General features: G+C 60.1%; 15 protein-coding genes. 10 read left to right on the top strand and 5 right to left on the bottom strand.

The window, feature by feature from the left end; translation table 11 throughout:
* Positions 1–33 precede the first annotated feature (33 nt).
* Both accB and accC read left to right on the top strand, forming a co-directional pair.
* Positions 34–495: an acetyl-CoA carboxylase biotin carboxyl carrier protein gene (gene accB / locus HU767_RS18040; RefSeq protein ID WP_060739348.1), complete on the top strand. Its 462-nt coding sequence runs from the start codon at positions 34–36 to the stop codon at positions 493–495.
* Positions 496–512: 17 nt separating this feature from the next.
* Complete coding sequence (gene accC, locus HU767_RS18045; RefSeq protein WP_186707891.1) at positions 513–1,868, top strand: acetyl-CoA carboxylase biotin carboxylase subunit; 1,356 nt, start codon at positions 513–515, stop codon at positions 1,866–1,868.
* Between the two features lie 78 nt (positions 1,869–1,946).
* Here accC and HU767_RS18050 read toward each other — a convergent pair whose 3' ends face one another.
* Positions 1,947–5,924, bottom strand: a complete 3,978-nt coding sequence (locus HU767_RS18050) for a DUF6543 domain-containing protein (RefSeq protein WP_186730143.1) — start codon at positions 5,922–5,924, stop codon at positions 1,947–1,949.
* A 194-nt stretch (positions 5,925–6,118) separates the two neighbouring features.
* Here HU767_RS18050 and prmA point away from each other — a divergent pair, with 194 nt between their 5' ends.
* The 7 genes from prmA (at position 6,119) to HU767_RS18085 (ending at position 15,773) form a co-directional block, all read left to right on the top strand.
* Positions 6,119–6,997: a 50S ribosomal protein L11 methyltransferase gene (gene prmA, locus HU767_RS18055; RefSeq protein WP_186707886.1), complete on the top strand. Its 879-nt coding sequence runs from the start codon at positions 6,119–6,121 to the stop codon at positions 6,995–6,997.
* Positions 6,998–7,027: 30 nt separating this feature from the next.
* Positions 7,028–8,254, top strand: coding sequence for a DUF3426 domain-containing protein (locus HU767_RS18060; protein WP_186707885.1), 1,227 nt, complete (start codon positions 7,028–7,030; stop codon positions 8,252–8,254).
* Positions 8,255–8,439: 185 nt separating this feature from the next.
* On the top strand, positions 8,440–9,447 hold the full coding sequence (gene dusB / locus HU767_RS18065) for a tRNA dihydrouridine synthase DusB (protein ID WP_186707882.1): 1,008 nt from the start codon (positions 8,440–8,442) through the stop codon (positions 9,445–9,447).
* A complete protein-coding gene (gene fis / locus HU767_RS18070; RefSeq protein WP_003186237.1) occupies positions 9,444–9,764 on the top strand; it encodes a DNA-binding transcriptional regulator Fis in 321 nt (106 codons plus the stop codon). Before dusB ends, fis begins: the two co-directional genes overlap by 4 nt.
* An 83-nt stretch (positions 9,765–9,847) precedes the next feature.
* Positions 9,848–11,455 (top strand): bifunctional phosphoribosylaminoimidazolecarboxamide formyltransferase/IMP cyclohydrolase, encoded by a 1,608-nt coding sequence (purH, locus tag HU767_RS18075; protein ID WP_186730144.1) that lies wholly within the window; start codon positions 9,848–9,850, stop codon positions 11,453–11,455.
* 148 nt (positions 11,456–11,603) lie between these two features.
* Positions 11,604–12,899: a phosphoribosylamine--glycine ligase gene (gene purD / locus HU767_RS18080; RefSeq protein WP_186730145.1), complete on the top strand. Its 1,296-nt coding sequence runs from the start codon at positions 11,604–11,606 to the stop codon at positions 12,897–12,899.
* A 99-nt stretch (positions 12,900–12,998) separates the two neighbouring features.
* A complete protein-coding gene (locus HU767_RS18085) occupies positions 12,999–15,773 on the top strand; it encodes a hybrid sensor histidine kinase/response regulator (RefSeq protein WP_186707876.1) in 2,775 nt (924 codons plus the stop codon).
* 37 nt (positions 15,774–15,810) lie between these two features.
* On the opposite strand, the gene HU767_RS18090 is transcribed toward HU767_RS18085, so the two are convergent.
* The 3 genes from HU767_RS18090 to HU767_RS18100 form a co-directional block, all read right to left on the bottom strand.
* Complete coding sequence (locus HU767_RS18090; RefSeq protein ID WP_186730146.1) at positions 15,811–16,491, bottom strand: hypothetical protein; 681 nt, start codon at positions 16,489–16,491, stop codon at positions 15,811–15,813.
* The gene (locus HU767_RS18095; protein WP_186730147.1) at positions 16,484–17,215 is read right to left on the bottom strand and encodes a hypothetical protein; all 732 of its coding nucleotides are present in this window, start codon (positions 17,213–17,215) and stop codon (positions 16,484–16,486) included. The genes HU767_RS18090 and HU767_RS18095 overlap by 8 nt, the downstream gene beginning before the upstream one ends.
* Positions 17,216–17,276: 61 nt before the next feature.
* A complete protein-coding gene (locus HU767_RS18100; RefSeq protein ID WP_186730148.1) occupies positions 17,277–18,086 on the bottom strand; it encodes a hypothetical protein in 810 nt (269 codons plus the stop codon).
* A 267-nt stretch (positions 18,087–18,353) separates the two neighbouring features.
* Here HU767_RS18100 and HU767_RS18105 point away from each other — a divergent pair, with 267 nt between their 5' ends.
* On the top strand, positions 18,354–18,950 hold the full coding sequence (locus HU767_RS18105; RefSeq protein ID WP_186707869.1) for a MarC family protein: 597 nt from the start codon (positions 18,354–18,356) through the stop codon (positions 18,948–18,950).
* A 12-nt stretch (positions 18,951–18,962) separates the two neighbouring features.
* Here the strand turns inward: HU767_RS18105 and HU767_RS18110 are convergent, their stop codons facing one another.
* On the bottom strand, positions 18,963–26,018 hold the full coding sequence (locus HU767_RS18110) for a TcdA/TcdB pore-forming domain-containing protein (RefSeq protein WP_186730149.1): 7,056 nt from the start codon (positions 26,016–26,018) through the stop codon (positions 18,963–18,965).
* Positions 26,019–26,359 lie beyond the last annotated feature (341 nt).

Below are 26,359 nucleotides of genomic sequence, written 5' to 3' on the forward strand. Positions count from 1 at the left end.
CGCCCCTGACCGACCCTTGGGAGTTGATGATTCATGGATATCCGTAAAGTTAAGAAATTGATCGAATTGCTGGAAGAGTCCGGCATCGACGAGCTTGAGATCAAGGAAGGCGAAGAGTCCGTACGCATCAGCCGCCACAGCAAGACCCCGGCCCAGCAGTTCTATGCACCGGCCCCGATGCAGGCTCCGGCCGCCGCGCCAGCTCCAGCAGCCCCGGTTGCCGCCGCAGCCCCCGCCGCACCGGCGGCACCAACGCTGAACGGCACTGTTGCCCGTTCACCAATGGTGGGCACGTTCTATCGCAAGTCTTCGCCATCCTCGCCGTCCTTCGTTGAAGTCGGCCAGACCGTGAAGAAAGGCGACACCCTGTGCATCGTCGAAGCCATGAAGATGATGAACCACATCGAAGCTGAAACCAGCGGTGTGATCGAGTCCATCCTCGTCGAAGACGGCCAGCCGGTTGAGTACGACCAACCGCTGTTCACCATCGTTTGAACCGCGGAGAGCCTTTGATGACTGCGAAGTTGGAAAAAGTTCTGATCGCTAACCGCGGTGAGATCGCCCTGCGGATTCTGCGTGCCTGCAAAGAGATGGGCATCAAGACCGTCGCCGTTTACTCCAAGGCCGACAAAGAACTGATGCACCTGGGCCTGGCGGACGAATCCGTCTGCATCGGTCCGGCGTCGGCTGCGCACTCCTACCTGCACATCCCTGCGATCATCGCCGCTGCCGAAGTGACCGGCGCCACCGCCATTCACCCTGGCTACGGCTTCCTGGCGGAAAACGCCGACTTCGCCGAACAGGTGGAAAACTCCGGTTTTGCCTTCATTGGCCCGAAAGCCGACACCATCCGCCTGATGGGCGACAAGGTCTCGGCCAAGCACGCCATGATTGCAGCGGGTGTGCCGACCGTTCCGGGTTCCGACGGCCCGCTGCCTGAAGACGAAGAAACCGCTTTGCGCATCGGTCGCGAAGTCGGTTATCCGGTGATCATCAAGGCCGCTGGCGGCGGCGGTGGTCGCGGCATGCGCGTGGTACACAAGGAAGAAGACCTGATTTCCTCGGCGAAACTGACCCGCTCCGAAGCTGGCGCGGCGTTCGGCAACCCGATGGTCTACCTGGAAAAATTCCTGACCAACCCACGTCACGTCGAAGTCCAGGTGCTGTCCGACGGCCAGGGCCAAGCCATCCATCTGGGCGACCGCGACTGCTCGCTGCAACGTCGTCACCAGAAGGTCCTCGAAGAAGCGCCGGCACCCGGCATCGACGAGCAGGCTCGCCAGGAAGTCCTGGCACGTTGCGTCAAGGCCTGTATCGACATCGGCTATCGCGGCGCCGGTACCTTCGAGTTCCTCTACGAGAACGGTCGTTTCTACTTCATCGAAATGAACACCCGTGTTCAGGTGGAGCACCCGGTTTCGGAAATGGTCACCGGTATCGACATCGTCAAGGAGATGCTCAGCATCGCCGCCGGCAACAAGCTGTCGTTCACCCAGGATGACGTGGTCATCCGCGGCCATTCGCTGGAATGCCGGATCAACGCCGAAGACCCGAAGACCTTCATGCCAAGCCCAGGCACGGTCAAGCATTTCCATGCCCCGGGCGGCAACGGCGTTCGTGTCGATTCGCACCTGTACAGCGGCTACGCCGTTCCGCCGAACTACGATTCGCTGATCGGCAAGCTGATCACCTACGGGGCGACCCGTGAAGAAGCCATGGCGCGCATGCGCAATGCGCTGGACGAAATCGTGGTAGACGGGATCAAGACCAACATCCCACTGCACCGCGACCTCGTACGTGACGAAGGCTTCTGCAAAGGCGGCGTCAACATCCATTACCTGGAACACAAGCTGGGTAACCAGCACTGATGTTCCAAGGGATGTAGAAAAAGACCCCGGCTCATTTGAACCGGGGTCTTTTTTTTACAGCGGTCTCGGAATCAAGGATCAGGTCAACACAACCAGCGAGAACTCGTTCATTTCAAGTTGCGCCGCAGTCGCCGGCCTGCCCTGGCGGGTGCGAACAGCACCATTGGCATTGACCACCAGCGGTTCACTGCGCACACGCGCCATGAATTTACGCGCACGCATCGATACGGGGTCGGAACTGTTTTTCGCCCGAGCCAGCACCGGGATGTAATAGCGCTCGACCAGGCTCTGTGATGTCTTGAAGACCGATGTGATACCGGTTTTAAGATCCAGCGAAACACCGTATGTATTACCAAAGCAAGACGAATACGACCAGTAATCCCAGGTTGGCTGGAAGCCTTGGCGCCTCATCACCTGCCTGACCGGCTCACCAATGTCCGCCCCCGTCAGCCAGTCTCCGCCCACCAGGGTGACACGAACGTCTTTCGCAGGTCCGCCCAGGCGCGACGTTACAGCCTTGATGCCTCGCTCGATGAGTTTTCGAATGTTGTGATCGAAATGAATGACTGCCCCCATCCGGGTGGCGGGGTTGTACATCGACGCGACCACACAGGTCTGTGCATTCAACGAGAACAGGTAATTGTCCATCGCCGCCTCGCTGAATCTGGCTACGACGGTCTCGCCCTGCATCGCCCCTCTTGTCACGCTGGGGGGGATGCGCCCGGGAAATGCCTCCCGCAAATCATCGACTCGCCCCAAATAGCGCACACCGTTATTACCCCCCCTCAAGCCGACAATGTTATGCGCCCACTTGCCATTCGCCATTCTGCGGATGGGCAGTTTGTATAACGCGCCGGGGCGGCTGGCATCCACCAGGCACACACCACCGAAATAAGGGTCTTCCAAGACTTGGAAATACCGACCTCGGCTCCGAATGTAATAGGCGGCTCGCGGTTGCGATACGCTGGGCGGGCTACGGTAGGTCCCATAGAAGATACCCTCCTCGGTTACCGGCTCCAGGTTCTCGGGCGTTGCCTTGACTGCCTGCCCTGGCTTCAAGCGCAGGGGCTGGACCAGCGGCCCGGTTTCTTTGGCAGCGGCCGATGGCGCGGTTCTTTTCAAGCGCTGCGCCGACAGCGACAGGGACCTCAGCGCAAGTTTCAAGTTCATCGCCGTCCGCCCGAGCACTGCCGCCATGCTGGCCGCTCCCAGCACGGCGAACAACGCCCCCCAGGACACGGCCAGCCACTGTTCAAGTGCCTCCTGGGTATCGCCTCGCACATGTGCCACGATCGCCTGCCTGGTACTGATGCCGATAAAGGCGAGGTCCAGCAGCAAGGCAAAGGGCGGATAGACCATGCACACGGGCACAGCCGCAAAAAGCAGTCCTTTGATGACCTGATGCTTGATGACCTCGGCGCGACTGCTGGTGACATCCTCCACATCGGTTATCGCGCGCTCGATGCAGGCGTCGAACTCTGCACCGATGTCGACCACCCGATTGAACTCTCGCAATGTATCGACGCGCGAAGAACCGGTCGCCAGGGCTCGCAGCAAACCGCCAACCTCGGAACGCGCCGTCAACGCTACCCGCTCCAGCACGTAATCATGTAACTGCGCGGCGATGCCCCCGGCGAACGCCAGGTAGTTGCGAAACAGGATGCCGTCCGGGGCATCGGGCATGTAGAGCCAGTAGGAACCCTTGGGGTCAAAGTAGGCAAACACATAGACGCCCAATACCACATGCCCGCCGACGGTAAACCTGAGCACACCTTCACGTGTCACGGCCGTGCCGGGATATTTGGCTCGGTCATCAAGCCCGTTGTCGCTCAATAGCGTGACTTGGCGGGTGAGCCATTTGAATTGATCAGCGCTTAACAAAGACTGGCCATAGGCGATACGCAAGTCACGATCCATCCTCGCCAACAGCATGTGGCGACAAGCGACGCGGCGCCCCGAGTATTCCGGCGCACGGGTATCGAGGAAGCTGGCGCGAACCTGCCTGGCGTATTGCTCGCCCAGGTACGCCCTGCGAATGTAGCGCGCCAGGTCAGCACTGCGGACCTGTTCCAGTGCCTGCCCAACCGAGGAACGCACACCTTTGTTGGGATTATCGATGCCTGAGTTATCGTCATAGCCATGAATCGCCAATTCCAACAAGGTGGCGACCTTTCCCTGGCCAGCCAACCCTGGCTGGTAGTCGATAAGCACCGTTTCGGGATCTACGGGCTCGTACACGCCCTTGCTACGCATGTAGGGTTCAATCGCCTGCGCGACGGTACGTTTGGCGAAGCTCAAGAAGACTTCATAATCAGCGAGTTGATCATTGAAAACCTGCTGATGAACCCGGAACTCCTGGCCCAAGCCACTGATGTTCCGGCGCGACTCCAACGGCAACGCCGAATACCAACGAGGCGACTCGCTCATATCCACCTGCATCAGGTTATGGCGCAACCCCGTTAGCACAGCATGTTCGAGGCATGCCGCGAAACCTCGTACCCTCCCCCTGGGATCAGCGTTCAAATCCCATAGGGTTGGTTTCTCCGTCACGTTGACGAAGTATTCCCGGCCCCTGGAACGATCGACCGGTGAAAGTTGCTGTAATAAATACTCGCGACCGGCTTCGGTTGCGGTCCAGCCTCCGATTTCCGCACTGACGGCCCGAAGCGAAGCCAACCTGATCCATTCCTGGCCATTTGGCTTGCCTGGGGCATACAACAACAGCTGGCTGGCTTCCCCACGCACGTCCTGACGGTAAAACAGCAACAGATCGGCGCAGGTCAAGGCACCGGGTAACTGAACGTTGGAGACTTGCAATCCGCCCAAGTTTTGCGCCGAGGGCTCACTCCCCCATAACGCGTTGAGCTCACCGTGGCTGACTACCGTCATCTGACCGGCGCAACGTGCGACATACGCGCTGTACTTCACCCGCGCCATGAACCAATCGAGCATGGCGTCCTTGAGGTCCGCGCGGTTATATCGGCTCGACAATGCGGGCAAATAGTCAGCCGACGCATCCACTACAGCCAGCAATTGACTGATGAACGCGGGTGCCAGGGGCTGGTTGCGTAACATGTCGCCATTTTCCACCAGCAATACCGAGACGGCATCTGGCCTGATCAGGCCCGCTGCCACCCACTCGCTCAGGCTATTGGTTCGCACGGGCTGGCCAATGACGGTTCGCCACTGCAATTGCACGCGGACATTATCCGGCTCGACATCCATGTCCAGCTCATGCCTGATGTAGTCCTTGGCCTGACGTCGGGCGAATGCTTTCAGCGAGCCGAAGCCGTCGAGCAAGTCGTCGACCAGAGCCTGCGCTTGCACGGCGTGCGATTGCAAAGTCTCCAGCCAGTTTCGATCCACTTCGCCCAGCCAGCGCAGCCAATCAGGCAATTGCACACGCGCCAACGCCGCCAATTGCTGCCGCTCCTGCTGGGTTGCCAACGTGGTCCATTGCACCAGCCGACGCCAGGAAACCTCTAGCTCCTCGATCTCCGCGCGCAGTGCTTCAACGTCCATTGCGGCCAATCGATCGGGTTGGAACATCGCGTCGACTGCCGTTGAATGGCGGGTGAGCTGCTCGCCGATGGACGCTTCAAGGGAGGTATCATCGACTGCCATCCTCCAATGTCGTCGCAGGTAATCCTTGTAGTGGTTGATGAAGCCCGAGACCGCCCCCTCCACCATCTGGGCAACGGTATCCCGGCGCTCTGCCGCAAACCCAAGGTCAGCCCCCCCGGGCCAGCGATACGGCGCATCTCGTTGCTCCTCATAATCCAAGGGTGCCTGGTCGACCATCCGTTGCAGGACCGTGTCGAGCAACGTGGCGATGTAATGTGAATCGACGTTGCCTTGCTGATAACGAGTGCGAAGTTCAACCAGCAGGTACTCTTCCAGCACCTCCAGCAGCCCCAACTGGGTTCGCATTCGTGCATCGATGACGGTTTGCCAGCGCGCCCACTTTTCCAGCGTCAACTGGGGCGAGGGGCCCCTTGACGCAGATACCAGCACCGCGCCATCCCTGTTTCGCTGCCACTCGGTCGTATTGTCCATGCACATCCTTCCCTGTTGTCTGGACCCGCACCTTATCCACCTCGCGACAGGCTGTTGGCGTACATATATATATATCGGAACACCCATCCGGACCTTCCAGGCCTCCCTTATCCACTTTGATGGCGACCTGGCGTACACTGCGCGCCTTTGCAGCCCCGCGCTGCCCCCTGTCGATTTTTTCAAAGGTGCCCGCCATGCCTTGGCTGCAAGTACGTCTGGCCATCAGCCCGGAACAAGCCGAAACCTACGAAGACGCGTTTCTTGAAGTAGGCGCAGTATCGGTAACCTTCATGGACGCCGAAGACCAGCCGATCTTCGAGCCGGAGCTCAACACCACCCCGCTGTGGTCCCACACCCACCTGCTGGCCCTGTTCGAAGGCGGCACCGAGGCGGCCAGCGTGCTCGCGCATCTCGAGCTGCTGACCGGCGGCCCGCTGCCCGAGCACCACAGCGAAGTGATCGAGGACCAGGACTGGGAACGCAGCTGGATGGACAACTTCCAGCCGATGCGTTTCGGCCAGCGCCTGTGGATCGTCCCGAGCTGGCACGCCGCGCCAGAGCCGGACGCAGTCAACCTGCTGCTGGACCCGGGACTGGCGTTCGGCACCGGCACCCACCCGACCACCGCGCTGTGCCTGGAATGGCTTGACGGCCAGGACCTGAAGGGTTGCAACGTACTGGACTTCGGCTGTGGCTCAGGGATCCTGGCGATTGCCGCGCTGCTGCTGGGCGCCCGGGAAGCGGTCGGCACCGACATCGATGTCCAGGCCCTGGAAGCCTCCCGCGACAACGCCGGTCGCAACAACATCGCCGAAGCCCTGTTCCCGTTGTACTTGCCGCAGGACTTGCCCCAGGTCCAGGCCGACGTGCTGGTGGCTAACATCCTGGCCGGCCCGCTGGTGTCCCTGGCGCCGCAACTGTCGAGCCTGGTCAAGCCGGGTGGACGCCTGGCACTGTCGGGCATCCTCGCCGAACAGGGCGAAGAAGTCGCCGCCGCTTATGCCGCGGACTTTGACCTGGACCCGATCGCCAATCGCGATGGCTGGGTGCGCATCACCGGACGTCGGCGCTAGAATGACCGCCTGTATCCACCGGATTGCCGCATGACTGACAGCTTCGTCACCCAGTGCCCGCATTGCCATACCCGTTTTCGCGTCAGCCATGCTCAATTGAGCGTGGCCCGCGGGGTGGTTCGTTGCGGCTCGTGCCTGCAAGTGTTCAATGCCGCACGACAGCTGCTGGAACAACGCACGGGCAAGCCAGTCGCGCCCGCCGTCGCGCCGCCCGCCAAGCCTGCCGCCGAAGCCCCACCCCGGGCCATCAGCCAGAAACAATGGAGCGCCGCCGAGCTGGACCTGGACGACCTGGACAAGGAACTGGCGCGCCTGGAGCGACGTGACAATCGCGCCCCAGGCAGTGCCGGTCGGCGTCGGGAAGACAACCTGAGCGCGCAACGCGATTCGCTTTCCGGCGAACAACAAGCCTGGCCCGACAGCCTGTACAGCGAAACCTCGGACGAACCCGTCGAAACCGTCCTCGATACGCCCTTCGAACCGTTCGAACCCCACGAACCGGCGCGGCCGCCGCGTACCGAACCGTCCCTGTCCCTGGCCCTCGAACCTCTGGAACCGGACGACGAACCCGTCGCCCCACTCCACCTCGCGCCGGACGACGAGCCCGAAGAACACCTCGAGCGCCTGTCCGCTACCGACGACCACGACGACGAACCCGAGCCACCGCTGCCACTGCGCAAGTCACGGGAGCGCCAGGAGCCGGGCATACGCGCCGAAGCCCTGCACGACCTGGACGACGACCCGTTGCAACTGGACTGGCGCAAACGTCGTTCGCCCTGGGGCCGACGCCTGTTGTGGATTCTGCTGATCCTGCTCGCCGCCGCAGCCCTGGGTGGCCAGTACATCGCCTACCATTTCGAAGAACTGGCCCGCCAAGACCAGTACCGGCCATGGTTCCTGCAAATCTGCCCGACCATCGGCTGCGACGTACCGTCCAAGGTCGACATCGCCAAGATCAAGAGCAGCAACCTGGTGGTGCGCAGCCATCCGGAATTCAGCGGCGCCCTGATAGTGGACGCGATCATCTACAACCGTGCGCCCTTCTCCCAACCTTTTCCGTTGCTGGAGCTGCGCTTTGCCGACCTCAACGGGCACCTGATCGCCAGCCGTCGCTTCAAGCCCGGGGAGTACCTGGGCGGCGACCTCGAGGGCCGCGGCGAAATGCCGCCGCAGACGCCCATCCACATCGCACTGGATATCCTGGATCCGGGCCCCAAGGCGGTGAACTACAGTCTGAGCTTCCATTCCCCCGAATGAAGCCGGCCAGGGTCGGCCAATTGACGGCAGCTTTCTGACTGACCCCACCCAGACCAAACCGCTGGCGATAACAAAATAGCTGTTCAGATTTTATCCAATTCGATCTTTATCCAGTCATCGAGAGCGGGTATCATGCCAACCCTTTTTCGAAGTCTCATGATCCGGCCCCACTTCAGGGAAGTCCTATGTCGGCGGTACGCATCGGCCCATATACATTGCAGAACGGCCTCGTTCTCGCCCCCATGGCGGGCGTCACCGACCAGCCCTTTCGTCAGTTGTGCAAACGATTGGGCGCAGGCCTGGTGGTTTCGGAAATGGTCACCAGCGACATGAGTTTGTGGAACACCCGCAAATCGCGTCTGCGCATGATCCACGAAGGCGATCCCGAGCCCCGCTCGGTACAGATCGCCGGTGGCGACGCACAGATGCTGGCGGAGGCGGCCCGGGCGAACGTCGAGCTGGGGGCGCAGATCATCGACATCAACATGGGCTGCCCGGCGAAGAAGGTCTGCAACAAGGCCGCCGGCTCGGCGCTGTTGAAGGATGAAGCGCTGGTTACCGAGATCCTGCAGGCAGTCGTCGCCGCAGTCGATGTGCCGGTGACCCTGAAGATCCGCACCGGGTGGGACCGGGAGAACAAGAATGGCCTGGTGGTGGCGAAGATCGCCGAACAGGCGGGTATCACGGCGCTGGCGGTGCATGGCCGCACCCGTGCCGACCTGTACACCGGCGTGGCCGAGTACGACACCATCGCCGCGATCAAGCAGGCGGTGTCGATTCCGGTATTTGCCAACGGCGACATCGATTCGCCGGAGAAGGCCCGGTACGTGCTGGACGCGACCGGTGCCGATGGGCTGTTGATCGGCCGGGCCGCCCAGGGGCGGCCATGGATTTTTCGTGAGATCGAACATTACCTGCGCACCGGCGAAAAGCTCGCTGCGCCGCAGTTGTCCGAAGTGGAACGTATTCTGCTAGAGCATCTGGCCGCGCTCCATGCCTTCTACGGAGAAGTCATGGGCGTACGCATCGCTCGCAAGCATGTGGGCTGGTATCTCGCAACCCTGCCGGGCGCCAGGGAGTTTCGCGCCCGTTTCAATCGTTTGGATGGTACGCAAGCACAATGCGCCGACGTTCAGGCGTTCTTCGCTGAGCGTTACAAGAGCCTGACAGGGGACGAAGGGGTGGCCGCATGACGATGATGACCGAGACTTTAGTGAGTGGAACAACACCCGTGAGCGACAACGTGAATTTGAAACAGCACCTCAATACGCCCAGCGAAGAAGGCCAGACCCTTCGCGGGAGTGTCGAGAAGGCGCTGCACAATTATTTCGCCCACCTTGAAGGCGCTGCCGTCACGGATGTGTACAACCTGGTGCTTTCCGAAGTCGAGGCGCCTCTGCTCGAAAGCGTGATGAACTACGTCAAGGGCAACCAGACCAAAGCCAGTGAGCTGCTGGGCCTGAACCGCGGCACCCTGCGAAAGAAACTCAAGCAGTACGACCTGCTGTAAGCATTCAATCGAACCAGAAAGGCGCCCGCATCAAAAACGGTCGCCTTTTTTGCTGACTTCCCTTGCTTTTGATGGAAATTGAAATGACCGACCAGACCACCCGCCTGCCGATCCGCCGCGCCTTGATCAGCGTTTCCGACAAGACCGGGATCCTCGAATTCGCCCGCGAGCTGCAACAGCTGGGCGTCGAGATTCTCTCCACCGGCGGAACCTTCAAGCTGCTGCAGGACAACGGCGTCGCCGCAGTGGAAGTCGCGGACTACACCGGTTTTGCGGAAATGATGGACGGTCGGGTCAAGACCCTGCACCCAAAAATCCACGGTGGGATTCTCGGCCGTCGCGGCATCGACGATGCCATCATGAACGAACACGGCATCAAGCCAATCGACCTGGTAGCCGTCAACCTCTACCCGTTCGAAGCCACCATCAACAAGCCTGGCTGCGACCTGCCGACCGCCATCGAGAACATCGATATCGGCGGCCCGACCATGGTCCGCTCGGCGGCCAAGAATCATAAGGACGTAGCGATCGTGGTCAACGCCAGCGACTACGCCGGCGTGCTGGAAAGCCTCAAGGCCGGCGGCCTGACCTACGCCCAGCGTTTCGACCTGATGCTCAAGGCCTTCGAACACACCGCCGCCTACGACGGCATGATCGCCAACTACATGGGCACCGTGAACCAGGCTGCCGAAACCCTGGGCACGGAAGGCCGCAGCGAATTCCCGCGCACCTTCAACACCCAGTTCGTCAAGGCCCAGGAAATGCGCTACGGCGAGAACCCGCACCAGAGCGCGGCGTTCTACGTGGAAGCCAAGCCCGCCGAAGTCGGCATTGCCACCGCCACCCAGCTGCAAGGCAAGGAACTGTCGTTCAACAACGTGGCCGACACCGACGCCGCGCTGGAATGCGTGAAGAGCTTCGTCAAGCCGGCCTGCGTGATCGTCAAGCACGCCAACCCGTGCGGCGTGGCCGTGAGCCCGGACGCCGAGGGCGGTATCCGCCAGGCCTACGAACTGGCCTACGCCACCGACACCGAGTCGGCCTTCGGCGGCATCATCGCCTTCAACCGTGAGCTGGACGCCGAGACTGCCAAGGCCATCGTCGAGCGCCAGTTCGTCGAAGTGATCATCGCCCCTTCCGTCAGCGAAGAAGCTCGCGCCATTGTCGCCGCCAAGGCCAACGTGCGGCTGCTGGCCTGCGGCCAATGGTCGGCCGACCGTGCGCCGGCCTGGGACTACAAGCGCGTCAACGGCGGCCTGCTGGTCCAGAGCCGCGACATCGGCATGATCGGCAGCGAAGACCTCAAGGTCGTGACCCAGCGTGCCCCGAGCGAACAGGAAATCAACGACCTGATCTTCGCCTGGAAAGTCGCCAAGTACGTCAAGTCCAACGCCATCGTCTACGCCAAGAACCGCCAGACCATCGGCGTCGGCGCCGGCCAGATGAGCCGCGTGAACTCGGCCCGCATCGCCGCCATCAAGGCTGAACACGCCGGCTTGCAAGTACAGGGCGCGGTCATGGCCTCCGATGCATTCTTCCCGTTCCGCGACGGCATCGACAACGCGGCCAAGGTCGGCATCACCGCAGTGATCCAGCCGGGTGGCTCGATGCGTGACAATGAAGTGATTGCGGCCGCCGACGAGGCTGGCATCGCGATGGTCTTCACCGGCATGCGCCACTTCCGTCACTGATCCAACCCGATCGAAATGTGGGAGCTAGCCTGCTCGCGAATGCAATCTGCCAGCGACGTTGATGTTGGCTGACACACCGCTTTCGCGAGCAGGCTCGCTCCCACATAAAGCGCTCCAGCAGCGCCTTATAGAATTTGAGGTTTTTGAAATGAATGTTTTGATCATTGGCAGCGGTGGCCGTGAACACGCCCTGGCCTGGAAAGTGGCCCAGGATCCCCGTGTGCAGAAGGTTTTCGTCGCACCGGGCAATGCCGGCACCGCCATCGAAGCCAAGTGCGAAAACGTCGCCATCGACGTCCTGGCCTTGGAACAACTGGCCGATTTCGCCGAGAAGAATGTCTCGCTGACCATCGTCGGTCCGGAAGTGCCGCTGGTCGCCGGCGTGGTCGACCTGTTCCGCTCCCGTGGCCTGGACTGCTTCGGCCCAACCGCCGGTGCCGCGCAGCTGGAAGGCTCGAAAGCGTTCACCAAGGATTTCCTGGCGCGTCACAAGATTCCGACCGCCGACTATCAGAATTTCACTGAAATCGAACCGGCCCTGGCGTATCTGCGCGAGAAAGGCGCGCCGATCGTGATCAAGGCCGACGGCCTGGCCGCCGGTAAGGGCGTAATCGTTGCCATGACCCTGGCCGAGGCCGAGGACGCCGTGCGTGACATGCTCGCGGGCAATGCCTTCGGTGACGCCGGCTCCCGCGTGGTCATCGAAGAGTTCCTCGACGGCGAGGAAGCCAGCTTCATCGTCATGGTCGATGGCAAGAACGTCCTGCCGATGGCCACCAGCCAAGACCACAAGCGTGTCGGCGATGGCGACAGCGGCCCGAACACCGGTGGCATGGGCGCCTACTCCCCGGCCCCGGTGGTGACCGCACAGGTGCACCAGCGCGTCATGGACCTGGTGATCTGGCCTACCGTGCGCGGCATGGCCGAAGAAGGCAATGTCTACACCGGTTTCCTCTACGCTGGCCTGATGATCGACAAGGCTGGTAACCCAAAAGTCATCGAATTCAACTGCCGTTTCGGCGATCCTGAGACCCAGCCGGTGATGCTGCGCCTGCAATCGAGCCTGGTCCTGCTGGTCGAGGCTGCGCTGGCCCAGGCCCTGGACAAGATCGAAGCCCAATGGGATCCGCGCCCAAGCGTCGGCGTCGTATTGGCCGCTGGCGGTTACCCGGGCGACTACGCCAAGGGTAGCGCGATACAGGGCCTGGACGCCGCGGCCCGGCTGGAAGGCAAGGTGTTCCATGCAGGCACGGCATTGAAGGATGGGCAAGTGGTCACGGCCGGCGGTCGTGTGCTGTGCGCCACCGCCTTGGGCGCCAGTGTCGACGCAGCTCAGCAGCAGGCCTACAAGCTTGCCGCCGAGATTGACTGGGAAGGTTGTTTCTACCGCAAGGACATTGGCTACCGTGCCATTGCCCGCGAGCGTGGCGAAAATCTGGAATAACCCAGCCATTCAGCCAGGCAAGGGTCTGCGGCCCTTGCCTGACTGTTCCGGCGCCGCGCATAGTTATAATCTGGCATCAACCTACGAAGGGATTTCGCCGTGCGCTGGCTCAGGATTGCCATAGGCTTTACCGTCACCCTGCTGACGTTGCTCTGCATGCTCCCGGCCCAGGCCGCGCCAGGCAGTGGCTGGGCGGTATTGCTCGACGAACAGGGCGACCTGACGCTGAGCGATATCCGCTCTGCCCGCTACACCAATCAATTCAGCCCCATCGACCTTGACCGCCTCAAGGCCGCCGAGCCCGGCGGTGCATTGTGGCTGCGTTTCCGCCTGGCCCCGGACAGGCACGAACAGATCCTGCGCATCTTCGCACCCGACCTGTCACGCCTGAACCTTTACGTGCTGGACGGCGACGCCCTGGTCGAACAACAAATCAGCGGCAATGTCACGCATACCGAACCGTCGGTGCCCAGCAGTGACTTCATATTGCCCCTGCCGCGCAGCGACAAGTCGCTGGACGTCTACCTGCGATTGGCCTCGCGCCATGAACTGCGCCCCTACGTCACGTTGCAATCGGCCGTCACAGCGGCGGCCGATCAGAACCAGACACTGATTTATGGGCTGCTGTTCGGCTGCATCGCCATGCTGATCCTGCACAACCTTACCCGCTACGCCTATACCCGTTCACGCAGTTGCCTGTGGCTGGCCGCCTGTGAAGGGCTGCTGATGCTCAGCCTGGTGCTGTTGCTGAACCTGGCCGGCCCCTGGCTGCCCGACTGGCCGGCGGTGCAGACGCCCGGGGCCTACCTGGCATTGTTGCTCACGGCGCCTTGCGGCCTGATGTTCGCCTACCGCTTCTTTGCGCCCTTGGGCCCGCACCCGTTGAACCGGCTGCTGCTGGGGGACATTGTGTTCGTCATGCTGTGCAGCCTGCTGCTGTTGTTCGTCAACACGCTGCCACTCAATATCATGACCTATGCCCTGGTGGCCCTGGCCGGCCTGAGCATGCTGTTCGTCAGCGCCTGGCACTGGCAAAAGGGCTACCGCCCGGCCCGGCTGTTCGTCGCGGCCATGGTGGTCTTCAACCTGGGCACGTTGATCATCCTGCCGGCGTTGCAAGGGCTCACGGAGGTCGCACCCCAAGGCTTGATCATTACCCTGCTGGTCTTCATCTGCATCAGTGGCCTGTTGATGAGTGTCGCCCTGGGCGAGCGCCAGCGCTCGATCAACGAAAGCCGTTTCAGCCTCAGCCGCGACCTGGCGGCGAGCAATGCCGAAATCAATGCCAAGGCCGAATTCCTGGCGAAGATCAGCCACGAGATCCGCACCCCGATGAATGGCGTGCTGGGCATGACCGAGTTGCTGCTGGGCACGCCGCTGTCGGTCAAGCAGCGCGACTACGTGCAGACGATCCATAGCGCCGGCAATGAACTGCTGACCCTGATCAACGAGATCCTCGACATTTCCCGGCTCGAATCCGGGCAGATCGAACTGGACGATGTGCAGTTCGACCTCAATGCCCTGATCGAGGATTGCCTGAGCATCTTCCGCGCCAAGGCCGAACAGCAGAACGTCGAGCTGATCAGTTTCATCCAGCCCCAGGTACCACGCGTGATCAGCGGCGACCCTACGCGGCTGCGCCAGGCATTGCTGAGCCTGCTGGAAAATGCCCTGAAGAAGACCGACGAAGGCGAAGTGCTGATCGTCGTCGCCCTCGACGAGCGCAGCCATCAGCCCCGCCTGCGCATCGCCGTGCAGGACAGCGGGACGCCGATGGACGCGGAGGAGCGCGACACGCTGATGCACGCCGAGCTGCACAGCAAGAACTTCCTCTCGGCAACACGCCTGGGCGGCAATCTGGGCCTGGTCATCGCCCGCCAACTGATCATCCTGATGCACGGGGAATTCGGCATCAAAAGCGGCAGCAACCAGGGCAGTACCCTGTGGCTGACCTTGCCGCTGGACCCGGATCGCCTCGAACACCCGACTTCCGATCTCGATGGCCCGCTGCAAGGGGCACGGGTGTTGATCGTCGACGACAACGACACCTGCCGCAAAGTACTGGTGCAGCAATGCAGCGCCTGGGGCCTGAACGTCAGCGCGGTGCCCTCGGGCAAGGAAGCCCTGGCACTGCTGCGCACCAAGGCGCACCTGCGGGACTATTTTGACGTGGTGCTGCTGGACCAGAACATGCCGGGCATGACCGGCATGCAACTGGCGGCCAAGATCAAGGAAGATCCGAGCCTGAACCACGACATCCTGCTGATCATGCTCACCGGCATCAGCAACGCGCCGAGCAAGATCGTGGCGCGCAACAGCGGGGTCAAGCGCATCCTCGCCAAGCCGGTGGCCGGCTATACCCTCAAGACCACCCTGGCGGACGAACTGAACCAGCGCAACCGGGGCCAGGCGACGAGCATGCAAGTGAATGCAGGCCCGCCCATCCCGGTGAAAGTGCCAAGCGACTTCCGCATCCTGGTGGCCGAGGACAACAGCATCTCCACCAAGGTCATCCGCGGCATGCTCGGCAAGCTCAACCTGCAACCCGACACCGCCAGCAACGGTGAGGAAGCCCTCAAGGCCATGAAGGAGCAGCGCTACGACCTGGTCCTGATGGACTGTGAAATGCCGATCCTTGATGGTTTTTCCGCTACCCAGCAATTGCGTGCCTGGGAAATGGGTAACCAGCGCACCCGCACGCCAGTGGTAGCGCTCACGGCGCACATCCTGGCCGAGCACAAGGAGCGCGCCCGCCAGGCCGGGATGGACGGGCACATGGCCAAGCCAGTGGAGCTGTCCCAACTGCGCGAGCTGATCGAACACTGGGTAGCCCAGCGCGAACAGCAGAACAAGACTGCCGAGCACACCTCCTGAGGCGCCGCACGGCAATCGCTTGTGCTTGCAGTTCGATTCACAATTCCACCGCATGGATATTACGCGTTGTTTCGGCCATAACCGCAGCCACGACTTTTTTCCTGAACGTTGCGTAATGCAGCGTACTGAATGTGACGATTGCCAGCTGCTCGATACTGGTGGTCACGACGTCTTCCATAGGCCAGAACAAAAACTTCGAAACCACCCTGCGCGTACTGAATTGTTTGTGGTAGAGCGCTATTTCTACTTTTCCGGGAGTCGTCGACACACAAGGAATCACCTGAAAAAAACCTCGGTCACGCTGCAGGCTGGCGCCTTCGAATACTTCAATCGCATCCGGCTTGTTCCTCAACGCCGCTAACACCTGGCTCGCCTGCTGCGAAAAATCCCCCCCCAATGACTCGGATATCTGCCGTGAAACGCTATCGGCCATTAATCCCCGCCCAGCCTCTGCGAGGCTGACCGGCCGGGCGGTGTCCCACCCCAGGTATCTGAGCTTGTTCTTGTAATAATCGAACCAATTGCCCACCAAACCGTCCCGGTACGCCGAGCGCGTGGACAACTGCGCGTATAGGTTGCTCAAGTAGATATCTTCTCGATCTTGGGCAGACATGCCTTCATTGCATGAGACGAGGCTTCCCCCTATGACCGCAGCCCTTGATGTGGTGCTGCCGAGAAATGTTTGCTCGCCGAGCTGTTGAAAATAGGCATCACTCATAAAGTTTTTTCCCGGCCAGCTCGTGCTGATTGGCATCCGAAACGTCAAAAATGTTCTTCACTGTCTTATCGCCCAGTTTTTTAATGATCGCCTCGCGCAGCGGCCCATAAAGCGCATCGGATAAATTGACCTGGAAGTACTTCAGTTGAATATTGCCCAGGATATTGTCAGTGGCGAAAGATTGACCCAGTGGGTTGGAAACCACTTGTTCCGTTGTGTTGAACTCCACATAGAAACTATTCAGCACAGGGCCGTGTTGGGCGAGAATGACTTGCAGGCTGACCTTGCAAGCCGCTTCGACGGCGGCACCGGATGACGGTCCGTCCTTGAATTTTCGAACGTGCTCGCGCAGTACATCAATGGCCGGCGAGGTAACGGGTAATTGAGCAACGCGATTCAATACGCGACAGACGTCATCACGCGTCGCCGAATCAAGATGACCGGCCAATGGGGCCCCCACCCAATCCGTCAACTTGAATGTCGAGGCGTCACCCACTGCCAAACTTTTCCATGCGACCTCTCTCTGCAACCAAGCACTACTCAATACCTCTCGGTACGTTTCATACCAGGCTTGCATTTGGGAAAAATTGGGATTTCTTTTGTCGGCTACCAACTGCGCAAATAACACCGAGTTCAATACATCGAGTCGTTCCTGCTCCAGCATATCCTGCGGCATTAAAATAACGGCACCCGCATTCACAAACACCGAATAATGTTCGCCCATTACAACCCCCTGGCTTTTATAGATGGCGACCGCAACGCAGTCGCCAAGCGATCATATGAGATCAAATTTCGTATTCTTCGATTTTGGTTACCGCACGGTCCCCCAGTTTCCCCAAGATAGTCGCTCGGGTTAGGTTAATCAGAGTCGGTACCATGGCCATGTAGCTTTCACCACGATAGAGATCGACCGAACTACTGTCCCAATTGACAAACAAGACTTGGGTCTGATTCGTCCGTTGAATGAAGCGCACCGCACCCATCGCCATAAGAACTTCACCCTGCGACGTCTCATGGCATGCCGACACACTAAAACCTCCGGAGCCGGACTCCTTAATGTTCTGCTCGAACAGCCGAAGTGGTCTATCGCGGGCTTCTAACTTACTAATAGCATTCCTTGCAACCTCGAGCATCAGCAATGAAGTTGCGCCGGGAATGGCAGCAACGGTCGCCGCCGAACCCAGGATACTCAACACCAACTGATCCATCTTGAAACTCTTGCCAGAGGCCGCGACAGTGTCGTAATACTTCCTGACAATAACCCAACCGCAAGTTTGCATAACCTCTAGAAACTTGTCATACCACTCTTTGCCCTGATCATCCCGTGGAAATTGCTTGCTCGCCACTAAGGAGGCAAATAAATATGAGTGTTGAACATCGACTTGGTTTTGCTCGGACATTCCCGAAACAAAAGCCAGAACACCGTCACCCACCACCGATGCACGATCCGGTTTCTCAATGTCAGAATTCAACACCGTATAGTTATCTAGAAGGACACGCGGAGAAATCCTAACCGCATCCGTCGATATATCATATGCCTGCAAACGTTCAACGCGATCAGACAGGGTTACCACTGCATCTGCTTTAATAGTCATCATCTTTTCCTTATTGATTAAAGTCCTCCATGGACTTGAGACCAACTTATCCAACCCATCACCCAACAACAAGCCAACAACTGTAACCATGCATATTAAAATCGAAGTTAACCCATCAAAGCGCCTGACAACTCACCAAGCGTAAGCACCCGTCGGCTTAAATCGACATGTTCCAATACTCTGGTTTTCAGCCCCCGACGCCAGCCGACAACCGCCCCCGACGCCTGATAGACTTCACCTCAAATTCATTCGTCGTGAGCCTCAACCATGCTCCATGTGCTGTTCAGCGTTTACTTGAAGATGCTGGTGCTCTACAGCCCCTTCTTTGTCCTGTCCTGTTTTATCGGGTTGACTCGCGGCTATTCGCGCAAGGAACAACGCCGCCTGGCCTGGAAGGTGGCGACCGCGACGCTGATCTCCAGCGTGTTGCTGTATTTGTTCGGGCGAGTGATTTTCAGCGTGTTCGGCATCACCGTGGATGCATTCCGTATCGGCGCCGGCAGTGTGCTGTTCATTTCGGCGCTGGGCATGGCCCAGGGCAAGTCGGCCGTGCAGACCGACAATGTGCAACAGGACGTGACCATCGTCCCACTGACCATTCCGTTGACCGTCGGCCCCGGCACCATCGGCGCCCTGCTGGTGATGGGCGTGAGCCAGCCGCACTGGGACGACAAGCTCATGGCCATCATCAGCATCGCCCTGGCGAGCTTCACCGTCGGCGTGGTGCTCTACCTGTCCAGCCGCATCGAGCGGATTCTTGGCGACCAGGGCTTGCAGATCGTCAGCCGCCTGATGGGGCTGTTTGTCTGCGCCTTGGCGGCGCAGATCATTTTTACCGGGGTGAAGGGCTACCTGGCGCCATAAAAGCAAGACCGCTTATTCTACGACCGACGCTGGCGCCAGCAGCTCTTTGAGGGTTGCACTGCCAGTCGTACCCAGGCGTTTCAAGCGCGCCACGAATGTCGACACCGGACGTGATTTCCCGGCGTTGAAACTCAGGCCTATTTCACCGCGCAAGACCGGATCGGCGGAGCACACATCACGCAGGATCAAGCAGCGCTCACTGTCCGGATCGACAATGACCAAGTGCGCCTGGACAATCTCGAACACGAGTTTTCCAGGCTCATCGAAGGCCCAGGCCAACGTGCTCGTCGTGGAGGGCCTTTCACCCAAGGCAGGGCGACAGTCGACAATCACCGACTCCAACTTCAGCCACAGCGCCCTCGTCAAATGGCACGTCACCACACCCTGGCCCATACGCAGGATCAACCGGTTGACCTCATCGGGAATCAGCGGCAAGAGGTCGCGGCTGACCTTCTCCCCCTCGACCACCAGCACCTGGGCGCTGCGCTGGACGTAATCGAACGGCCCGATGCTGCGCTTGTCCGGATAGATCCGCACCCGCCCATCCTGGTGCTCGTGCAGGAGCACATTCTCCCGTGCTTGCGTGCCCAGCAACGTAAAGTCCTTGGGCAGGTTCTTGCCGGTGACTCGCAGCAACCGGGCACTTTGCACGTCATACCATTGCAGGCTTCCAGGCTCGGACTCCACCGACACGAATTCGTCATGTTGCGCAGCGTCCAGCAATCGCTGGAGGGCGTCGACCAAGTGCTCGCCCTGGGCGAGCACCCAGGCGTGGTTGACCCCGGTGATGGTCGCCGTTTGCTGATGACGCAACGCCAGCGACACACCGTCCACGCTGATCCCGCGCAAGCCGCTGCCTTCGGGTGTGACGTCGGCGAACCGCCAGCCCACCCACTCGCGCTGATAAGCCGGCAGGCTGGCGCCTGGCAACAGTTGCGTGCCGGTGTCGAATACCTGATTCAGTTGCTGTGGGTCGAAGAATACCTGGCTCAATATTTCGCCGCTCGACCTATCGAACAGCCAGACCGACTGATTATCCGGCGCCACACCCAGCAAGCGAACGTCCTTGTCGAGCCCCGGGTCGCACAACAACAATCGGTGCTTCACGTACCAGGCACAGAGGTTACCGTCACCGGCGGCATTGCGCAGACCGGCAATGGCAAAATCCTTGCCCGGGTATTGCTCGGCCAACGGTTCAAGCGCTTGCCACCACTGCGCACGCCCCTTGAGCCAGTGCTCGCTCACGCCGGCAAACTGCAGCGCGTCTTGCGCCACCAGGTTGAAGAACAACCCGTTTTCATCGAGCGCCACGTAGCCCCCTTCAACGGCCAGGATCTGCTTGAGCCCGTCTGGCTGCACCCATTGGCGTGTCCAATGCGCCGTACCGTCCTTCACGCTGCGTTGCAGTCGGCAAAGTGTCTGGTTGGGGGTGACTCGCTGGTAGATGAAGAACACGTCGCTGTCGTCCGCCATCGGCAAGAGCATCAGCCCGTCCAGCTTCTTGATCGAGTCATCCCAGCCACGGGCATGGTGCTCGGCGGGTTGCGCAAGGATCAGGCGTCGATCGCTGCTGCGTACCCACGCCATGTCTCGGGAACTGGGGGCAATCGTCCAGCAGATCGAAACGTACGGCGCCGGCTGCCAATCGACCGTGGCGGGCCCATTATTCGAAGCTCCAGCGGGCAGTCGCAGAAAGTCGCCGAGCACGGATGACCACTCGGCCAGGGTATCGTTGGCCGATAGCAGCGCCTGCAACTGCGGTGCCGTATCGTAGGTGATGGAACTCAACAGCAACTGCCCGTCATGAATCACGTATCGGTATTGCCGGACGGTTTGATTGTCGGCGATATATTCCTGCACGACATGAATCACACCATGGGCATCCGCCTCGATACTACGAATGGTGCTCTGGCCGTCCTGTATGAGTAACAGATAGCGGCACTTGAGCAAGCCTGTGGCGCACTCCGTCTGCCAGATCTGCAGTTCCTCGGGATCGTAGAAATAGGCGAAGCCATCCAGGACCACCGACAGTTGCGGCTCGCCGAGCACTTTACTGTCGTCGCGAATGTAGAGGAAGCGGTCCTCGGCCGCGTCATACCAGGCCGTGGTGTAGCTCGGTTGCAGGGGATCGTCGAACGGAACCAGATAGCGATGGATAGGCGTATACGGCAGCGCCAATCGATGCTCGCGCGCAAGTGCCTTGTAGTGCTCGAGCAACGCTTGCTCATCGAGCCCCTCGGGCGCCGTCTGCTCGACAAGGTCCAGTTGGCGCTTGTCCCCGGTGACGCTGAACAATTGGTCGGCCGTACGGATCAGCACTTCCTGCCGGCCGCTACGGGTGACATGGACGTTGCCGATGTACAGGTCGCCGGATGACTCGACCCGAATATCCGCGTCCTTGGCCCAGGTTGCCTGCAACACCCAACGGCAAAACGTCAGGTTCGGCGCGATAAGCCTTATGTCGACCCCGGGATTGAGCACCACGGTACAGCGCCCGTCCGCGCCCGTGAGCCAATAGGACACCTTTGCGTGCCAGGCTTCTGGCAGAACGGGAACCACCAGTGTCCGTTCCTGCGCATCCAGATTCACCTTGATGATCGTTTCGCCATACACCGGGTTCAGACGATTGAGGATATAGTCGGAAGGAAATGAATAGAACGAGAACAGAAACAGCCAGGTGCCGTCCGCTTGCTTTTTCTCCAGCCGACGCGCCGTGTCGAAGCCAGGATCATGGCGCCAGCGGGCGAATGGCAATGCCTTGTATTCATAGCCGTAGGTGGTTTGCGGCGTACAGGGCAAGACGATGGGTTTTCCGGCGGGCACTGTGAATTTGATCCGTGCGGGCAACCCCAGCTCCCGGCGGATATTGATCGCCCGTGAATCGTCGGCGTCGAAGCCCGGTACTCCGAAATGATCACGCAGCGGATACAGCTTCGGACTGTCGAGCAGTAACGTCCCCTCCTGCAGATCGATGCCTTTAATCAGTAGTGAAGGACGCGCCACCCACGCGGCCAACTTGTGATCATAGGCGTAGCCCTCGCCACGATAGGCCTGCTCCAGGTCATCGAAAAACTGCCCCACTTGCCGGGCCTCGCGGGCGATGGTGGCAAATCCCTGGGCCAGCGCGGCGACCCCGACGGCCAAGCCACCGAGAATCACGCCCGCACCGCCGAGTACCGCCGCGGCGGTCGATGCCCCGGCCAACCCAGCTCCGACGCCGCCCGCCGTCAAGGCCAGGCTGGCGGAATCGAATGTCAGCTGGGTACCGAATTGCGCGGTCTCGATGCCGGTTTGCGCAGTCTTCAACTGGTAGATATCGAAGCCAACATTGGCCAACCCCAACACAGCGCCGACGCCTTCGTTGGCTGCATGTCCTAAGGCCTGGCCGACAATCGGCGCGCAAGTACGGGCAATGATCCGTTCTTCCACCAGAGCGGTGCGGGCCAACTGCACCAGGCCCGCCACGTCCACGACATTGCCGTGCACCAGTTGCGCATAGTTGACGTACGCGTGCAGGCGCACGGCGGTGGTCAGTGTCCGGTCGTCCCCTTCGCGTCCACGTAAGGCATTCATCAACGCCTGGATGGTGAAACCGGCGTTGAGGGTATGGACGCTGCCGGCTTCGGTCGGGTCCAGGACGCCACCCGTCTGCACGGGTTTGCGCGCCAGGGTCGAAAACTGTTCCGACAGCCAGCTCTTGATCCGCAGTAGGCGTTGATCGTCGCTGAGCACGCGGACCGGCTGTTGTGGGTGCGCTGGGTCGATCAGGCTCACCCGATATTTGCCTTCCGGCGTGATCTCCAGTGTTTCGAACAAGGGCACCAGCGGCGTCGTCGAGCCATGTAGCTCCTGCAAACCGACCGTCGCCTGGGCGATCTGCTGGCCCCACCAGTGGCTGTCCAATTCCAGCAAACTGCTGCCCAGGTGCGCGTTGTCCACCAGGGACCTTCCATGGGCACTGTTCAGGCGCTGGCGAATCGCAAGGGCCGGTTTTCCTGGCAAAGGTTCGGGCTTGAGCAGCTGCGCCACGGTGAAGCCCTCGGACAATTCCAAGCTGGCGATCTTTTTGCTGTGCAGATCGATCAGATCGAATTCCGGTCGAGCGTCAGGGCCATAGGCAGCGTAATAACGGGCCATGCCCTCGGTCTGGAAAAACGTCTCCAACGCCCTTTGCAGCCCATCCGCATGATCGAACTTGCACAGGCCGAAGTTGGGGTCGAAAAAATGATAGGCGGCCCGTTCTGCGTTGACGGTCTTGGTCACCAGCATCGAATGGTTGTCCGAGTTGAGCATCAGCGTACGAGAGCCGGTGTGTACCTCGAGCATGGCAACGGCCTGATCCAGACTCGTCTGCCCAAGTCGCGTTCCGACATCACTCAGCGCTACGTCCCACAGCGCTTCCAGTGTTTGCACAAAGGCTTGGGAATCGGCTTGCCCGGGCTCTAGCACCGCCAGGTAGAAACGCTCGCGCAAGTGCCCGGAAGAAACCTCACCCTTGGCCAGTGCTGCGCTCATCACCAACGCCAGGGGATAGCAGCGTCCGCCAATGGCCTCGCCATCGCTGTTGAGCAGCAAATCCTGAGGGAGCATTTGCACGCCGCTGTGGCCGAACCCGTCCAGCACTTGCCCGGAGCGTTCGACGACTTGGAGACGGTGTTCAAGGGTCGCCACTTTCTGGATCCGTGCAACATGACGGCCCCACTGGAATAACGTTCGCGCCTGTTTCAAGGCCGTTCTCTTCAACTCCAGCGCACTGTCGGACGGCAGTGGCGCATCCGCCGGATCGCTCGACAGGCCGCCCATGAACTCGGCCGCCTTGCGCTTGAATAATTGCCGCTCGATGACCGCGTAACGGCCGGCCACGCCCTGTTCGGCAACGCTATTGGCCAAGTTCTCCAGCTCACTCGTAGCCGTGTTGAAGCTCGAGTTCTCCAGGGTGTCCAAGCCGAGCAACACGCCCAGCGACAGCCTTTGCACAGGGCTGGCCTCAATGACGCGCCGGGTGCCACCGGCGATCTCGCCCAAGACGTCATCGATTCCCAGGCTTTGCATTTTTGCATCGCTCAGGAACACCGGCACCAGTGCATCGGCAGGCTGACGCAGGATACGCTGGCGATCATCGAAACTCAGCGGCAGCGGCTTCTCGAAACGTTTTTCGCCATCATGCCCCTGGCTCATCGCTTCGATGAACGGCTCACCGAGTCCTTCGACCAAGCGCTCCAGCACATCGGTCAGCAACACGGCTCGGCCTTCGATCAGTGGCCAGCCTTGTTGGAACTCAACGGTTGAATGCTTGAGTAACTGCGCAATGTCGCCGCCGTAGCGCGTGGGGTACTGACCTTCATGCCAACGGGCCCGCTCGTCGGTGGGCCATTTTTCGGGTTGGCTGCCATTTTCCTTCCAGGAGTGGTTCTGCTCCTCTTCCGTGGCTCCGTTAACCGTCAAGTGGGGAGCGATGCCCGCCTCCTTGTACAAAGTGTCGGCAGCTGCCGCGCTCAAGCGCGCGTTCGCGTAGTCGGCCATGCCGTCGCGCATGGCGCCGGGGCCGGTCAGATGGACAGTGCCTTCGCTCTCGAAGCGAATGCCGTCGCCGAAATGGGTGGCGACACCCGATATCCGCGCAATCGCCCTGAGCACTTCGCCCATCGGCAGATGGCTCAGCGACCCATGTTTTTTCTCGAAGACTTCTTCCACCAGACCCAACATGCCGCCGACATCGCTCAATGCAACGTCACGCTGGGCGGCCAGTTGGACCGATGCTTCAATCAACTCGTAGTTGGAGCGTAGACGGTCGATCACGCTCCCAAGAATCTCGGCGCCCGGATGGGCCATCAAAAAGGCGTTGGATAACGATAGCTCCATGCTCAAGGCCCGTAGCGCGAAAGGTCGGGCCAGGCGCTCCGCCGGAGGTTCGAAGACTTCGCTCAAGCTTGGCCGGCTTTGCGCGAACGCTTCCAGTGCCGGGCGATGCTCAGCCGGAATATGCACACGATAACGGGAGGAGACCTGGCGACCTGGCATCCATTCGGGGTTCTCGTTCAGCAGCAACTGCAGGGTCCCTAGACGGGCATCATGGTCAAAGCCGCTGATGTCAACGCCGCCCAGGGTCGCCGATAACGGCGGAAGGTGGTCGATATCGGTATAACTACCACCTTCGGCATACAGGACTTCAGCGCGCACGATATCCGATGCAGCCGCCATGTTACCGAGCAATCGCATCTCCCGGTCATAACCGTCCTGCAATTGCAGCGAAGTCTTATCACCACCAAGATCACGCAATTTGAAGCCGTCCATGTCCAAGACACTACGACCATTACGCTCCAACTGTTGGCGCAACGTTAGTGCATCCTGACCGTAGGCGCGGGTCAGTAAATCGATCCGAGCCTCGTCGGCTGAACCGCCATTCGCCACAGCGGCATTAATATGACCCTGCATCTGCTGCTTCAGAACCAAGGCATGCTCGTTGTACAGGGCGCCCAACTCGACTTCACTAATATCCTTATCCACGCCTTGTAAAAAAACACTGGCCTTGGCGGCCTCGACAATAAGTTTATTGGTTTGCCAAGCCAGTAGTGCATCGCTGTCATACCAAAGATTCAATGTATAACCCTGAGGGGCCAACACCTGTCGCCATATATTGAGGTAATCGCGCTGAATATCACCAAGCCCACCGCCGAGCCAAACGAAGTGCAAGGTCTTGGGCACTCCAGTGGCCAGCTTCTTCATCTGCTCGGCACTGAACTGAAGACGCGCTTCATGATGTTCGACTTTTTCGTATATCTGCGGCAGGTCAATCCCCGCCTTGGCGGGACCAGACACGCGCTCATCCTGACTGCGCTTGACCCTGCGGGTGCTCAGCAGCTGGGTCAGCGTCTGCTTCAAGAGCCCCAATGGCTCCAGCAACCGGTGGGAATCCGGCATGCCGATACAGGCAAAGTAGTAACGGATGACCGCGTCGTACTGGTCATTGTTTTTATAGGGCAACAGTGCCCGCTCGAGGTCGGCCAGTTTGAAAAGGCTGATGAAACCGAGCGCACTGTCATCCGTCTTGATGTTTGCTTCCTGCATAAAGACACTCCTTGGCCTGCTCCGTTAAAAACAGGCATATAACAACGGCGTCGCCAGCGCGTGCTCTGGCGACCTATTGATTCAATTTAATATTTTGCGACTTGGCGATACCTAACGTTGCCAAATACTGAAAACACACATTAACAACTTATCAGGCACGCACTCTAACGCTTAAAAACCAACAACTCAAACGGGAAGGCTTTCAATGCGTTTCAAAGGCGGACAAAATATATAACTTGCTTTTTACTTATCGGATCGACAAATAAGGAAAGCGTCGATAACGCGATCTTGAAGCCCCCTATTTATCCTGTGGCGAGGGAGCTTGCTCCCGCTGGGCTGCG

Origin of the sequence: Pseudomonas sp. SWRI179, assembly GCF_014268705.1 — a bacterium.
Classification (GTDB): Bacteria; Pseudomonadota; Gammaproteobacteria; order Pseudomonadales; family Pseudomonadaceae; genus Aquipseudomonas; species Aquipseudomonas zanjanensis.